Below are 13,614 nucleotides of genomic sequence, written 5' to 3'. Positions count from 1 at the left end.
GAAAAATGATAAAAATGAATTGGCAAGAATGGCTTAGCCGAGCTATTTTTTATACTATAATGTGTTAAGGCGGAAAGTTTCCACTTATTACTAAGTTAGCTGTGTGAAAATAAACCAATATACTAACCAAAATGAAACTATGAAAAAGAAATTTGAAACCTATGTAGCTTTTCTGAACGATCACGTTATAGAAAAAGCGTTGAGTTTCCTCTCTGATGGCTTCCACCTGCGTTTTACAGATTATGATTTTATCATTGACAAGAAAGAGATGGTCAATGTATTAGGATGGGATAAAGCCGTAAACGGCAGGGTTTCATACAAAAACCTGGTTGTTGAAGGAGATGCAATAACAGGATTGTTTACGGAACAGAATGATTTTTTCAAACTTGTCGGAATAGCCGAATTGAAGGCAAAAATCACCTATACTTTTGATAAATCCGGCTTGATCATTAATCAAATCTATACACCATTACCCAATCAACCATCGTTCCAAGAAAAAATGCAACCGGCCATCGAGTGGGCGAGAGAAAATAGACCTGATGAACTAAATGAAATCTATTATCAAAATCAGATGCAATTCAACCAGGTGACGGGAGAGAGATGGTTAGCGCTACTAAAAGAATGGAAAAATGCGACACAAAATAAGTAGTAATGAGCAGAGCGTTGGCAGTTATTTTTAGAGGGTGCGGTCCAAAACACACCCCTAAATACCCTCTCAAGAATCTCAAGAGGGGACTTGATTATTCCGTCCAATCCTTCAACTCCAACAAAATTGAAATAATACAAAACCGATCATTGAGCAGCAGCACGCGGGCGCGCAAGGCTTTTAGATCTGCTGCATTATTTCCTGTTTCATTTATCCACCAAACTTAAACCTCTAAATTGATCTTGTTTTAAACTAATATTTTTATTAATTTCAGGCAAAAATAGATTCATTAAAAGGTCTTCTAATCACTTTCTCAAGCTAATATTTTACGGAAATTATAGCAATTAAAATGAGTCTCTCATGGCTGCTCATTTTCATCTTGCACTTAACCAAACATTAAGAAAGAGGTTAAATTATGTCAACAGTTCTAGAATTAGAGAAAGCAGTATCAGGTTTAGCTTCAGATCAACTGGCAAAATTTAGAGCATGGTTCGAGAAATTCGATTCTGCGACTTGGGACAGGCAATTTGAAGATGATGCAAAATCCGGAAAACTCGATAAAATCGCTGAACAAGCAATAGATGATTTTAAGAAGGGAAAATGTAAAGAATTATGAGGCATTTCGCAAGCCCTTCATTTTGGGATTGTTATGGCAATTTGCCAAATATGTCCAAAACTTAGCCGATAAAAATTTTGTTTTGTTGAAAACAAATTCTAAACATCCATCCCTTCATTTAAAGAAGGTGGCAAAATATTGGTCAGTGCGTATTGGTACAAAATATCGTGCTATCGCAGTAAAACTAGAAAAGGGATTGTTATGGTTATGGTTTTGGATAGGAACCCACGCTGAATATGACAAACTTTTGAATTAAGATATTTATCGATAAAATAGGAGAAATTACGTGATCGTATTACATCCAAAATTTCTTGAACAAGAAGGCAAAAAGCAATTTGTGGTTCTCCCATATAAGGAATTTATCAGCATTCAGGAAGAACTTGCTGATTACGAAGATTTGAAAGAACTACGAAAAGCTAAAAAAACAGAAAAAGATGCTCCAATAATAAGTTTGGAGGATGCAAAAAAAGAATTGGGTTTATAGCTAACTCTAATTCCTTGATAAGTATGATGAATATTATTAACCGGGGATGTATAATTTTAAAACATCTATATTTTCAATAAAGACCTTGATTTTCGTTACCCACCAATCATTGAAACCCAAATTGACCTTGTTTTAAACTAATATTTTTATTATTTTTTCATGCTAAAATTCAGGCAAAAAAAAAGACCTCAAAAAGAGGTCTTTAGTACCGAGGGAGGGATTCGAACCCTCACGAGCTTACACTCACTGGATTTTGAATCCAGCGTGTCTACCATTTCACCACCTCGGCTTAATTTCTGAAAAATAAATAAAATAAAATCGAAAAGCAAATAAAAAAACATCCCAGTAGAACCTGAAATGGAATTGAAAAAACTAACCTATAAAGACGCCGGCGTGGATATTGATTCTGCGGAGGAAACCGTCAGAAGTATAGCTTCAATAGTTCAATCAACGAATATTCAGGGAGTTATCAGTGGCATTGGTCAATTTAGCGGCATGTTTGAAATCCCAATACAGGAGTATAAAAAACCTGTGCTGGTATCCAGCATGGATGGCGTTGGTACTAAATTAAAAGTAGCAATAATGATGGCTAGGTTCGACTCCATAGGGGAAGATCTCGTCAATCATTGCATCAATGACATTCTGACATCCGGAGCAAAGCCGCTTTATTTTCTCGATTATCTTGCCCTGGGAAAGTTGGATGCGAAAATAGTTATTGAAATGGTTACCGGCATGGCAAAAGCTTGCAAGCAATCATCCTGCGCCTTAATCGGCGGGGAAACGGCTGAAATGCCCGATCTTTACCAACCAGGAGATTTTGATATTGCCGGTACGATCGTGGGTATCGTTGAAAAATCCAAAATTATCGATGGCAGTAAAATCGAGAAGGGTGATGTTGTCATAGGTTTAGTATCAAATGGATTACATACAAATGGCTATTCGCTGGCACGAAAAATCCTTTTTGGACATGCCGCCGGAAAAACAATTCATGATCGTTATGAAGGAATAGAAGGTACAATAGGGGAAGAATTGCTGCGGATTCATAAGAATTATTTTACGGTGGTAACTTCAATACTGGATAATCATGATATTCATGGCATGGCCCATATAACCGGCGGCGGCATTGTTGGCAATACAAAACGTATTTTGCCCCGGGGAACGACATTAAAAATAAATTGGACTTCCTGGCAACGACCTCAAATATTTAAACTATTGCAAAAACTGGGTAATGTGCCCGAAGATGACATGCGCCGAACTTTTAATTTGGGTATTGGATATGTTCTCGTAGTTGCTAATAATGAGATTGACAGGGTAGTCGGCGCAATGAAAAAACTCGAAGAGGAGTGCTATCAAATCGGAAGGATTGTTTAAAGGATCATGAGTAAAATTGCAATCTTGGGAGCAGGAAGTTGGGGCACTGCGCTGGCAGTTTTGCTCGCAGCCAAGAATTACGAGATTGTATTGTGGGAGCATTTTCCTGAATTGGCTGATGATTTGATTAAATATCGGGAAAACAAAAAAATGCTTCCCGGCATCAAAATTCCGGACAACGTAAAAATCACCAACAACCTGGATGAAGCTGTCGATGGCTATGACATACTCGTTAATGCCGTCCCATCCCATATCACTCGGAATTTGGCGGACCAACTGGGCAAATATCCTTTCGAAGGAAAATTAATTGTTAGTGTGACCAAAGGCATAGAAAATGAGACGTTATTGAGAATGTCTCAAGTCTATGCCGAAGTTCTGCCAAATTTTCCCGCTGAGCAATTTGTTGTTTTATCCGGACCGAGCCATGCTGAAGAAGTCAGCAGAAAAATTCCGACTACGGTCGTTGCGGCATGCATAAATTTAAAAAACTCGGAATTGATTCAAGATATTTTTATGACGCCGGCTTTCCGGGTATACTCTCACTCGGATATTATTGGCGTTGAATTGGGGGGCTCGCTAAAAAATGTCATTGCCATTGCCGCCGGAATCATCGATGGTGTTGGCTTTGGCGACAATACCAAAGCTGCGCTGATTACCCGAGGCTTGGTTGAAATGACCCGGTTGGGAACAGCCATGGGGGCCGATCCGATGACATTCGCAGGTCTTTCCGGAATCGGCGATCTTGTCGTAACTTGTATGAGCCGCCATAGTAGAAATCGATATGTGGGAGAAGAAATCGGGAAGGGCAAAACCCTGAAGCAAGTTCTTTCACAAATGGTAATGGTTGCGGAAGGAGTTAAGACAACAAAATCAGCGTTTAAACTAGCTGAAGTCCACAATGTTGAAATGCCAATTACAGAGGCTGTTCATAATGTTCTTTTTGATGGCAAAGATCCTAAACTTGCGGTTTACGATTTAATGGCCAGAGGCGCAAAACAAGAAAAATTCGTATGAACAAAATAACTGGAAGATTTAATTTTGAGGAGTCGCTATGTTGAAATCCATTCTCGTAGCAGTCGATGGCTCTGAATATACCGAACCTGTAATGAATTATGCCGTTCAATTTGCGAAAATGTTTGATGCAAAACTAAGGATTGTAACGGTTGTCGACATTAGAATTTTTGAGTGGTCTGTTTATCTTGGCATGGATGGTTTTGCGCCTGTGCTGCCATCATCAGAATATCTCACGGAATCACGTCACCTGTTGGAAAAAAAAGCAGAAAAAGTGCTGGAAAAATGTGTTCAAATGGCAAAATCGAATAATGCCAGTTTTACGGCTGAACAAGTAGAAGGGAGTCCGCGGGAGATTATAGATCAGAAATCACATGTTGTGGATTTGGTCATGTTGGGATCCCGGGGAGAGTTTGCAAAATGGGGAAGCAGCAAGATCATGGGCGCAACTATGGAGGCAATCTCACGGGAATGCATCAAGCCGCTTTTCATTTCCCCAAAAGAATTTCGACCTATTAAAAAAATATTAGCGCCCTATGATGGTAGCCTGAATTCAAACCGAGCTTTGCCCTATGCCGGATATCTAGCTTCAAATTTTGGTGGAGAAATTACTGTACTTACCATCGACAAAAATTTAGATCTTGCCCGATCAATTTCTGAAGAAGGAAAAATATATTTTGATCCTTATGATGCTGCACTTAAATCAGAAATAAGAAATGGCAATCCGGATGATCAAATCCTGATTTTGCAGAGCAGGAAGAATTTGATTGTATCGTAATGGGCGCCTATGGGCATTCGAGAATTATAGAAGCAATATTAGGAAGCATCACGCAAAGCGTAATGAAAAATGCTAAAATTCCAATATTGCTGGTTAAATAGTGTTTGAACGAAAAATACCATATCTGTCAATTCCTGCATGCTTTTAGCGGGAATCTACCAGTTTGGAATTATAAGAGTCCTGCAAAAGGTTTGTCCTGCATGTTTTTAGTAGCGAAGATTACCGGAATGTCCCTAGTTATTGAATTTTTGATGAGACACTAAATAAAATTGGATTGAGAGTGGATTGGAGAAGAATTAATGCGAAAAGATTTTGTCTATGTGGAAGATTTAAAAGATCATGTTGGTAAAGAAGTTGAACTGGCCGGGTGGCTTTATAATAAAAGGTCAAGCGGAAAAATATGGTTTTTGATGTTGCGGGACGGAACCGGGATCGTCCAGGGAATCGTCAATAAAAAAGAAGTTTCCGAAGAGATATATAATATACAAGAAAAGTTGTCGCAAGAATCGTCATTGTTTGTAAAGGGAATCGTTAATAAAGATGATCGAGCTCCCGGTGGCTATGAGCTCTGGATCAGGGATATCCGCATCAACCAAATTGCAGAAGAATATCCGATTTCATTAAAAGAACATGGCACCGAATTTTTGATGGATCATCGACACTTATGGCTGCGCTCGAAAATGCAGACGGCAATATTGCGGATTCGCCATGAAGTCGTTCGAAGCATTCGAGATTTTTTTGATGATCGTGGATTCACTTTAGTAGATGCGCCCATTTTTACTCCTAACGCCTGCGAAGGTACTACGACGTTATTTGAAACCGAATATTTTGGCAGCAAAGCGTATTTAACCCAGAGCGGCCAATTATACATGGAAGCCGGAGCAATGGCGCTTGGCAAAGTATATTGCTTTGGTCCGACATTCCGAGCGGAAAAATCAAAAACCCGCAGGCATCTAACGGAATTTTGGATGGTGGAACCGGAAGTTGCATTTGCCGATTTGAACGACAATATGGACCTGGCTGAAGAGTTTCTTGAGTATGTTGTCCAGCGTGTCCTTGAGAAAAAATCCGAAGAATTAAAAGTGGTGGAACGGGATACCACTCAGTTAGAAAAAGTAAAGAGGCCGTTCCCACGAATTTCTTATGATGAAGCTGTTGATATATTGAAAAAGAAAGAGGTGGCTTTTGAGGTTGGCGGTGACTTTGGCGGAACAGATGAGACCATTATTTCGGAACAGTTTGATCGTCCTTTGATCGTACATCGCTATCCGGCGGCAGTGAAAGCATTTTATATGAAGGCAGATCCTGAAGATAAAACAAAATCACTAAGTATGGATATATTGGCCCCGGAAGGGTATGGTGAGATCATCGGTGGTGGAGAGCGTGAAGACAGCTATGAGGTCATTATTCAAAAATTGCATGAACATAATTTATCGCAAGAAGACTTTAAGTGGTACCTGGATTTACGAAAATATGGCACTGTGCCCCATAGCGGTTTCGGGCTTGGTATTGAACGAACTGTTTCCTATATTTCCGGGTTAAAGCACATTCGTGAAACCATTCCATTCCCCAGGACAATTTATCGAAATTATCCATGAATATTTGTATTGGTGTCATTGGTGGTGTACAAGCTGCTGCTGAGAGTTTATCGATAGCCGAAGAAGTCGGTCGAGAAATTGCTAAAGCAGAAGCTACACTTGTTTGCGGTGGGCGTGGAGGAGTAATGGAAGCTGCGTGTCGCGGAGCACAAGCTGAATCTGGGCTCACGATTGGTATTTTGCCTGGTGATTCTCGAGTCGAAGCGAACGATTATGTCGATATCCCTATCGTCACAGGGATGGGAATTGGCAGAAACATTATGGTCGTTCGAAGCTCACAATCAATTATTGCAATCGACGGATCGTATGGTACTTTATCTGAAATATCTTATGCGTTGCAACTCGGTATTCCTGTTATTGGCATAAATACATGGGATATTTCTGAGAATATTCATCGAGCCGAATCTGCAAAAGAGGCTGTGCAAATGGCTTTTGAATTGATGGGTTGAATGTAACATTACAAATTGATTCTAACTTTAGGTTAAAATGAAAGCATTTGCAAAAATATGGGTTGGTGGTGTTGTCCAGGGAGTTGGATTCCGTTTTTTTGTGGTTCGTACAGCAAAAAATTACGGACTGGACGGTATGGTAAAAAATCTTGTCGATAGCCGTGTTTATATAGAAGTTGAAGGGGAGAAGGGCTTGATCCAGGATTTTGCAAAGGAAATGAAAATTGGGCCGAGTTTGTCCAGAGTTTCTAATCTGGAAATAAAATGGCAGGAATATAGCAATAAATATTCAGGCTTTTCTATTGATTTTTAAAATGGGATACCATTATGGATAAATTAAGGAGAAGAATAAGAAATGTACCGGATTTTCCTAAACCTGGTATACAATTCAAAGATATCACCACATTATTGAAAGATGGCAAGAGTTTCGCAGAAGTAATCGATAAGTTTGATGAAAAATACCGGTCAAGACATGTGGACATTATTGTTGGAATCGAGTCGAGGGGGTTTATTTTTGGCGGGGCTCTAGCCTATAAATTGGGAGTCGGTTTTGTCCCGATTAGAAAACCCGGCAAACTCCCTGCGGATGCGATTTCCGAAGAATATGAATTGGAGTACGGTACTGACACAATGGAAATCCACTCCGATGCCATCATGCCCGGACAAAATATTTTGATCATCGATGACTTAATCGCAACCGGGGGTACGATGGAAGCCGCAACACGATTGATTGAACGATTGGGCGGCGTTATCGTCGGGATTGCTTATTTAATCGATTTGACATTTTTAAAAGGGAGTGAAAAAGTGAATCGATATGATCGCTATTGTTTAATAGAATATGATGGTGACTAGCTGTTTTGTCATTAATATTAAGGGTTTCCCCATTCGTTCATAAAATATCGATTTAGACTTCTTTTTTTATTACGATAATAAGGTTAGACTTGAGCCCACGATTTATGCTCGTGGGTTTTTTTAATTGAAAAAAAATTATATCTAGGAGTAATTTGTGATTGATGTTGCGATTGTTGGCGCTGGACCTGTTGGACTGGCTTGTGCAATAGAAGCTAAAAAGCATGGATTGTCATATGTCGTTTTAGAAAAGAGTTTATTAACTAATTCAGTTTATTGTTTTCCGCAAAACATGACGTTTTACTCAACCCCGGAGCTGTTAGAAATTGGAGATATACCTTTTATTATTTCAGGAGAGAAACCCAAGAGAGTCGATGCATTAAAATATTATTGGAGAGTAACCCAGCACTATCAATTAGATGTGAAATTGGATACGAAAGTTGAAACCATAAACAATATCGATGGTGAGTTTTCACTTCAAACAAGTTCGGGAGTTTACCAATCAAAAGCAGTCATTATTGCAACAGGATTTTATGACAATCCGAACTACCTCGGTGTTCCCGGTGAATATTTGCCGCATGTTTCCCACTATTATTCGGATCCGCATAAATATGTTAAAAAGAAAGTAGCAATCATTGGGGCAAATAATTCTGCTGTGGAAGCGGGCCTGGAATTATATCGATACAACGTTGAAGTTACCTTAATCCATCGTGGCAGTGAATTAAGCAGGGGTGTAAAAAAATGGGTGGTTCCGGATATTCAAAATCGACTAAAACGGAATGAAATTAAAGGTATTTTTAACGCTACGGTTCAAGAAATCAAAAGCAAATCGATTGTAGTCAATTCAAATGACAAAACAGAAGAAATCCCGGCAGATGCAGTTTTAGCCTTAATTGGTTACCAGCCGCATTTTGACTTCATGCGCAATATGGGAATCAACATTAACGACCAAACTCTGGTTCCGGATTTTGATCCGGATACCGGCGAAACCAATGTTGAAGATATCTATATCGCCGGAGCGATACAAGCAGGTGCTAATGCAAATAAAATTTTTATAGAAAACGGTAGGCTACACGCACCTGTCATTATAAATGCAATCAAAAATAAGCTGATTGTTGAGCAAAAATAATTGGGTTTGAATTGACCTGAACTAAATTTGAAATCTATATTTCTGGTTTTAAGTCCGTTAAATCAGTAATATCCCAACCATTATAAAATTCCACTTGTGGTTTACCTCAAAATGTGTATATTCGAATTAAATTTTAAGGATCTTAATTTACGCATTTAAGGTATACTTGGAAAGACGAATTAAAATCATTAGTTACAAGTAGTTTCTGAAATTGAATTCCCTTCTTCATATGTTATAAATCATCATTAAGGAGAAAAACAATGGAATCAAGCCGGGAAAAATGGGGCAGTAAAGCAGGTTTCATACTTGCAGCTTCTGGCTCTGCGGTAGGATTAGGAAATATCTGGAAATACCCCTATATTGCCGGAGAAAACGGCGGCGCTGCTTTTACTATGGTTTATCTCATTTGTATTGCAGTTGTTGGACTGCCAATCCTGTTAAGTGAGTTTGTTATCGGGCGGAAAACACAATTGAGCCCTGTCGGGGCTTTCGAAAAATTAGTGCCAAAAACCAAATGGAAGCTTATTGGATTTTTAGGAGTGGCCTCCGCTTTTGTTATTCTTTCCTTCTACAGTGTGATTGGCGGCTGGACGATCAAGTATATATATTTAGCGATCTCGACCGGCTTTGAAAGCTTATCCGGAAACCCGGAAGCTGCAGGTGAGGTTTTTAATGCGTTTACTTCCAGTACCTGGGAGCCACTTTTTTGGCATATAATATTCATGTCACTTACTATATTTATTATTGTAAAAGGCGTCAAAGGAGGTATTGAGAAGTGGAGTAAAATCATGATGCCAATGATTGTAATTATTCTGATTTTATTGGTCATCCGCGGATTAACCCTGCCGGGCGGAATGAAGGGAATAGAGTTTTTATTCTCACCCAAGTTTAGCGATCTCACGCCTCAAAGTATTGTTCTTGCGCTTGGCCATTCCTTTTTTACGATTAGTTTAGGAATGGGGACTATGATTACTTACGGGAGTTATTTAGGCAAAGATCAGAACTTGCTCAAATCAGGGATTATCGTAATTGGGGTAGATACCGCTATTGCGCTGTTGGCAGGCATAGCCATTTTTACCGCGGTTTTTGCTCTTGGTGCAGATCCAGGTCAGGGTCCAGGTTTAGTCTTTGCTGTATTGCCGACTGTTTTCCCAAATATTCCTGGTGGCGGGCAGTTGTGGGGCGGGTTATTCTTTTTCGTTCTTTTTCTTGCAGCCCTCACATCAGCGATTTCAATTCTGGAAGTAGTTACAGCTTATTTTATTGATCAAAAAGGTTGGAGCCGTTCAAAGGCGACTTATACTTTTGGCGGTGTGATTTTCGTGGTGGGTATCCTTTGTTCGCTCTATAGCAACGTCTTTGGTTTTCTCGATGCCGCTTCATCAAAGTATATGCTCCCCATTGGCGGTTTGCTTACAGCCATATTCATTGTTTACCGCTGGGGTCTTCCCAAATTTCTAGATGAAATAATGGAAGGACGCGTCGGGAAACGGCCTTCCACTATGGTTGTTAAAGTGATATTTATCATTGCCGTAGTTGTAGTCTTTTTTATTATAGTCAATGAAATCGTTCAAGTGATAACTGGCTCTCCAATCATAGGATAACAGCGACAAATTGTCTTGTACTTGTGGGTAAAAAGAATTGAAACCGCAAAGGTCGTTGAGGACGCAAAGAATAATTTACGATTTTTCGTTCTCTTCACCCATGGTGGTTTCAACCCATTATTTTGATTGATTGTAACGATTCAGGTAGATAGGCTGTAGCTTTTTAGGCTGTAGTAGGAACACACATGCGAGATCATACGAAGCTTCGAGCTTTTGAGTTAGCCGACGAATTGGCATTGATAATGTATCAAGCAACTAAAGAGAGACCTGAAAAGGTCTTAGGCGCTTTGATTAGAGCAATGCGCAAAACCTAACAACCTAATAGCCTAAAGTCTAAACACCTGAATAAAATTATGGCAAAACTAAACATCCCACCCGAAGAACGGCGAATCTGGACGGTCTCTAACTTTTTTACAATCAGCAGAATACTGGCTTTGCCATTCATCCTGTTATTGATTAAAGCGCCCGCGACTACAGAGAACCAAATTTATCTTGGTATCGTTCTAGTTTGGACTTTTGCCTCGGATTTTTTAGATGGTTATATCGCCCGAAAACTGAACCAGGTTTCTGTGATGGGGAAAATCTTAGATCCACTGGCTGATAAGATTGTCACTATATTTGCCGCACTCTTTACATTTCTATATAAAGGGATGCCATTATGGATTGTAGTGGTTATTATTGCACGCGATGTGATTATCCTGGCCATGTCATTTATTGTCATGCGAAAGAAACAATTTATTACGGTCAGTAACATTTACGGAAAATGGGCGGTTACATTTATCGGGTTGTTAATCATCAGTTATATGTTTGAAGCATCTTTTCTTTATTTTCCTTTGACTATCTTGGCCATGGCTAGTGTCTTAATTACGATTATTTCTTATGGGCGTAATTTTATACATACGTTGCATGTTTAGGGTTTGGAACATCTATTTGTATAAAGCATAAACTCCACAAACTTCTCACACCCAAGAGATTATTTTTTACTTTTGCCTTTTTACTTATACCCATTAGTCGTTTATAACCTCATTAGAGTATTCGAATGGTTATAATAAAAAATTCCACTTTCATAAATTAATCAAAATATTTCAGAAACCATTTGACTAAAAGATTAAAATTCTCTATTTTACTAATAAAATCACCCCAAAAACTTGGTGCGAAATTAGGGAACCGACAATTTGGGGAAGGAGATAATATGGCAAGAAATTGCAATTTAACTTTATGAAAATGGATAATTACTGGTTTTGGTTGTGGCGTATTAAGTGCGGGATTTACATAATAAAAGTGTTAAAACTGGCAGTTCAACGACTAAAGCCGAAAACTGCAGCTTTGTTTACCGGCCTTCTCATATTAGTTTTGCAAGTTCCTATTTTTGCACAAGACCTGCAGTGGGCCATTCAAATCGGTGGAACAGGGTTAGATCAAGGTCTTGCAATTGCAACCGATAGTGAGGGCAACGTTTATGTGACAGGTACCTTTGCCGATTTAGTAGTTTTTGGAAAGGGCCAAGCTAGCGAAATAACTCTAACAAGCGCTGGTTCTACTGATATATTTGCAGCAAAATTCACTACTCTTGGTGAATTGATATGGGCCAAGCGTGCGGGCGGAAGTACTATTGACCATGGACAAGACATTGTAGTCCAAAACTCTGGCAGCGTTTACATTGCTGGTATATTTCAAAGCTCGGCTACTTTCGGCTCTGGGGAGCTAAACGAAACCACGCTTACATCTTTCGGAAATACAGATATCTTTGTAGCGAAGTTAAAAAACGACGGCGAACTGGATTGGGTGAAACAGGCCGGAGGTACCGATGGAATGGATCAGGAAGGCCTTGCGGTTGATAGTGATGGCAATGTATACTTATCAGGTGCTTTCTTTCATCCGGCAATTTTTGGCTCCGGTGATCCGAACGAAACTATGTTGAACGGCGTCGACAGTGAAAGTGCTAGTAACGATGCTTTCTTAGCTAAATATGCTAGCGATGGAGAATTTATCTGGGTCAAACAGACAGGTGGATCTGGGTCTGACCACGGAACCGACGTTGCATCGGACGAAGCAGGTAATATCTATGCAATCGGTTACTTCAGTACCCCTGGCACAATTGGAATTGGTGAACCAACCGAGACCACAATCCCCAAGAGTTTTGTGGCCAGATTCTCCAATGATGGCGAACTCGCGTGGGCGAAGGATATCTTAGGATCTAGCGTTGGTCCCAGAAATATTGTTGTTGACCGGTTTGGGGATATCTTCCTCACTGGTGAATTTGCCGGATCTGTCACATTTGCTGCTGGTGAGATAAATGAAATCACATTTACGGCCCCAGGCAATGTTATAACAAATATTTTTATTGCCAAGTACGACAGTGTCGGCGTTCTGATGTGGGCAAAACGAATTGGTGGGTTAGTTGGTGGGTTAGGTCAAACTTTCAGCCCCAGTATTGACGTAGACTCCTCTGGAAGTAGTTTCCTGACAGGCGGATTCCATGGATCCGTCATCTTTGGCCCTGGCGAAATCAATGAAACATCTCTAGAACCGTTTGATGACCAGTCTGATATTTTTGTTGCCAAATATATAGTTGACGGAACTTTTTCATGGGTAGTACGGAACGGCAGTTCAAATAGCGATCTCGGCAAGGGAATAGCCGTTGATTTGTCAGGCTCAATTCTCGCAACGGGTCATTTTCGCGAATTATCAACATTTGGTATAAATAATGTTAACGAAACAACTTTGACTAGTGCAGGAGGACCCGATATATTTGTCGCTCGTTTCCTGAACAATGAACAATTCGGGCTGGTATTCCGTGTAGAACGCTCCACCGGTGATGTGTTCGCTGACGGCTCCTTCATTCCTGACGGCGCCGACATGGCCGAGCGTATCAATGTTTCCGAACCTGTCGAACCTGGCGACGTTGTTGAGCTCGATCCTACCGTAACCCGGATATTATCGTAAAGCTCGCGGCAACAGCCAATTAATTGCTGGTATCATTACAACAAATCCAGGGTTTATTTTGGGAAATAATCCAGGGGAAATGGATGCAGCCGCATTTATCGCAACTAAGGATGCAACCGAAATTGAAACGTTA

Annotated in this window: 16 protein-coding genes, 1 tRNA gene and 1 pseudogene; 17 read left to right on the top strand and 1 reads right to left on the bottom strand. The window is 39.9% G+C overall.

Annotated features, from left to right (window positions below):
* Positions 1 to 139: 139 nt before the first annotated feature.
* The 4 genes and pseudogenes from IIC38_16980 (at position 140) to IIC38_16965 (ending at position 1,746) form a co-directional block, all read left to right on the top strand.
* Positions 140 to 649: a hypothetical protein gene (locus IIC38_16980; GenBank protein MCH8127628.1), complete on the top strand. Its 510-nt coding sequence runs from the start codon at positions 140 to 142 to the stop codon at positions 647 to 649.
* 412 nt (positions 650 to 1,061) lie between these two features.
* Positions 1,062 to 1,262 carry a hypothetical protein gene (locus IIC38_16975; protein MCH8127627.1) on the top strand — a complete coding sequence of 67 codons (201 nt, stop codon included), beginning with the start codon at positions 1,062 to 1,064 and terminating at the stop codon, positions 1,260 to 1,262.
* Positions 1,259 to 1,518: pseudogene (locus IIC38_16970) on the top strand (hypothetical protein). The gene IIC38_16975 and the pseudogene IIC38_16970 overlap by 4 nt, the downstream one beginning before the upstream one ends.
* A 30-nt stretch (positions 1,519 to 1,548) precedes the next feature.
* The gene (locus tag IIC38_16965) at positions 1,549 to 1,746 is read left to right on the top strand and encodes a type II toxin-antitoxin system Phd/YefM family antitoxin (protein ID MCH8127626.1); all 198 of its coding nucleotides are present in this window, start codon (positions 1,549 to 1,551) and stop codon (positions 1,744 to 1,746) included.
* Between the two features lie 206 nt (positions 1,747 to 1,952).
* Here IIC38_16965 and IIC38_16960 read toward each other — a convergent pair.
* Positions 1,953 to 2,035: transfer RNA gene (locus IIC38_16960), tRNA-Leu, on the bottom strand.
* 68 nt (positions 2,036 to 2,103) lie between these two features.
* On the opposite strand from IIC38_16960, the gene IIC38_16955 reads away from it, so the two are divergent.
* From IIC38_16955 to IIC38_16895, 13 genes are all read left to right on the top strand, one after another.
* The gene (locus tag IIC38_16955; protein MCH8127625.1) at positions 2,104 to 3,117 is read left to right on the top strand and encodes a phosphoribosylformylglycinamidine cyclo-ligase; all 1,014 of its coding nucleotides are present in this window, start codon (positions 2,104 to 2,106) and stop codon (positions 3,115 to 3,117) included.
* 6 nt (positions 3,118 to 3,123) lie between these two features.
* Positions 3,124 to 4,131, top strand: a complete 1,008-nt coding sequence (locus tag IIC38_16950; GenBank protein ID MCH8127624.1) for an NAD(P)H-dependent glycerol-3-phosphate dehydrogenase — start codon at positions 3,124 to 3,126, stop codon at positions 4,129 to 4,131.
* Between the two features lie 37 nt (positions 4,132 to 4,168).
* Positions 4,169 to 4,906: a universal stress protein gene (locus IIC38_16945; protein MCH8127623.1), complete on the top strand. Its 738-nt coding sequence runs from the start codon at positions 4,169 to 4,171 to the stop codon at positions 4,904 to 4,906.
* Positions 4,906 to 5,007: a universal stress protein gene (locus tag IIC38_16940; GenBank protein MCH8127622.1), complete on the top strand. Its 102-nt coding sequence runs from the start codon at positions 4,906 to 4,908 to the stop codon at positions 5,005 to 5,007. Before IIC38_16945 ends, IIC38_16940 begins: the two co-directional genes overlap by 1 nt.
* A 198-nt stretch (positions 5,008 to 5,205) precedes the next feature.
* Positions 5,206 to 6,504: an asparagine--tRNA ligase gene (asnS, locus tag IIC38_16935; GenBank protein MCH8127621.1), complete on the top strand. Its 1,299-nt coding sequence runs from the start codon at positions 5,206 to 5,208 to the stop codon at positions 6,502 to 6,504.
* Positions 6,501 to 6,953 carry a TIGR00725 family protein gene (locus tag IIC38_16930; protein MCH8127620.1) on the top strand — a complete coding sequence of 151 codons (453 nt, stop codon included), beginning with the start codon at positions 6,501 to 6,503 and terminating at the stop codon, positions 6,951 to 6,953. Before asnS ends, IIC38_16930 begins: the two co-directional genes overlap by 4 nt.
* A 37-nt stretch (positions 6,954 to 6,990) precedes the next feature.
* Positions 6,991 to 7,266 carry an acylphosphatase gene (locus tag IIC38_16925; GenBank protein MCH8127619.1) on the top strand — a complete coding sequence of 92 codons (276 nt, stop codon included), beginning with the start codon at positions 6,991 to 6,993 and terminating at the stop codon, positions 7,264 to 7,266.
* A 14-nt stretch (positions 7,267 to 7,280) separates the two neighbouring features.
* Complete coding sequence (locus IIC38_16920) at positions 7,281 to 7,805, top strand: adenine phosphoribosyltransferase (GenBank protein ID MCH8127618.1); 525 nt, start codon at positions 7,281 to 7,283, stop codon at positions 7,803 to 7,805.
* A gap of 154 nt (positions 7,806 to 7,959) precedes the next feature.
* Positions 7,960 to 8,931, top strand: coding sequence for a YpdA family putative bacillithiol disulfide reductase (ypdA, locus tag IIC38_16915; protein ID MCH8127617.1), 972 nt, complete (start codon positions 7,960 to 7,962; stop codon positions 8,929 to 8,931).
* Positions 8,932 to 9,191: 260 nt separating this feature from the next.
* Complete coding sequence (locus IIC38_16910; GenBank protein ID MCH8127616.1) at positions 9,192 to 10,535, top strand: sodium-dependent transporter; 1,344 nt, start codon at positions 9,192 to 9,194, stop codon at positions 10,533 to 10,535.
* Between the two features lie 185 nt (positions 10,536 to 10,720).
* Complete coding sequence (locus IIC38_16905) at positions 10,721 to 10,849, top strand: four helix bundle protein (GenBank protein ID MCH8127615.1); 129 nt, start codon at positions 10,721 to 10,723, stop codon at positions 10,847 to 10,849.
* A 39-nt stretch (positions 10,850 to 10,888) separates the two neighbouring features.
* Positions 10,889 to 11,449 carry a CDP-alcohol phosphatidyltransferase family protein gene (locus IIC38_16900; GenBank protein MCH8127614.1) on the top strand — a complete coding sequence of 187 codons (561 nt, stop codon included), beginning with the start codon at positions 10,889 to 10,891 and terminating at the stop codon, positions 11,447 to 11,449.
* A 304-nt stretch (positions 11,450 to 11,753) separates the two neighbouring features.
* Positions 11,754 to 13,481 (top strand): SBBP repeat-containing protein, encoded by a 1,728-nt coding sequence (locus tag IIC38_16895; GenBank protein ID MCH8127613.1) that lies wholly within the window; start codon positions 11,754 to 11,756, stop codon positions 13,479 to 13,481.
* Positions 13,482 to 13,614: the final 133 nt, after the last annotated feature.

It is taken from the genome of candidate division KSB1 bacterium (assembly GCA_022566355.1).
GTDB lineage: Bacteria > Zhuqueibacterota > JdFR-76 > JdFR-76 > DREG01 > JADFJB01.
The sequence above is the reverse complement of the archived record's forward strand: the minus strand, read 5'-3'. Positions and strand labels throughout refer to the sequence as shown.

What these genes read in the sequence shown, in the direction of transcription:
- IIC38_16980 (MCH8127628.1), top strand. Translation starts at nt 140, where the DNA reads ATGAAAAAGAAATTTGAAACCTATGTAGCTTTTCTGAACGATCACGTT.
- IIC38_16975 (MCH8127627.1), top strand. Translation starts at nt 1,062, where the DNA reads ATGTCAACAGTTCTAGAATTAGAGAAAGCAGTATCAGGTTTAGCTTCA.
- IIC38_16955 (MCH8127625.1), top strand. Translation starts at nt 2,104, where the DNA reads ATGGAATTGAAAAAACTAACCTATAAAGACGCCGGCGTGGATATTGAT.
- IIC38_16950 (MCH8127624.1), top strand. Translation starts at nt 3,124, where the DNA reads ATGAGTAAAATTGCAATCTTGGGAGCAGGAAGTTGGGGCACTGCGCTG.
- IIC38_16945 (MCH8127623.1), top strand. Translation starts at nt 4,169, where the DNA reads ATGTTGAAATCCATTCTCGTAGCAGTCGATGGCTCTGAATATACCGAA.
- IIC38_16940 (MCH8127622.1), top strand. Translation starts at nt 4,906, where the DNA reads ATGGGCGCCTATGGGCATTCGAGAATTATAGAAGCAATATTAGGAAGC.
- asnS (MCH8127621.1), top strand. Translation starts at nt 5,206, where the DNA reads ATGCGAAAAGATTTTGTCTATGTGGAAGATTTAAAAGATCATGTTGGT.
- IIC38_16930 (MCH8127620.1), top strand. Translation starts at nt 6,501, where the DNA reads ATGAATATTTGTATTGGTGTCATTGGTGGTGTACAAGCTGCTGCTGAG.
- IIC38_16925 (MCH8127619.1), top strand. Translation starts at nt 6,991, where the DNA reads ATGAAAGCATTTGCAAAAATATGGGTTGGTGGTGTTGTCCAGGGAGTT.
- IIC38_16920 (MCH8127618.1), top strand. Translation starts at nt 7,281, where the DNA reads ATGGATAAATTAAGGAGAAGAATAAGAAATGTACCGGATTTTCCTAAA.
- IIC38_16910 (MCH8127616.1), top strand. Translation starts at nt 9,192, where the DNA reads ATGGAATCAAGCCGGGAAAAATGGGGCAGTAAAGCAGGTTTCATACTT.
- IIC38_16905 (MCH8127615.1), top strand. Translation starts at nt 10,721, where the DNA reads ATGCGAGATCATACGAAGCTTCGAGCTTTTGAGTTAGCCGACGAATTG.
- IIC38_16900 (MCH8127614.1), top strand. Translation starts at nt 10,889, where the DNA reads ATGGCAAAACTAAACATCCCACCCGAAGAACGGCGAATCTGGACGGTC.
- IIC38_16895 (MCH8127613.1), top strand. Translation starts at nt 11,754, where the DNA reads ATGAAAATGGATAATTACTGGTTTTGGTTGTGGCGTATTAAGTGCGGG.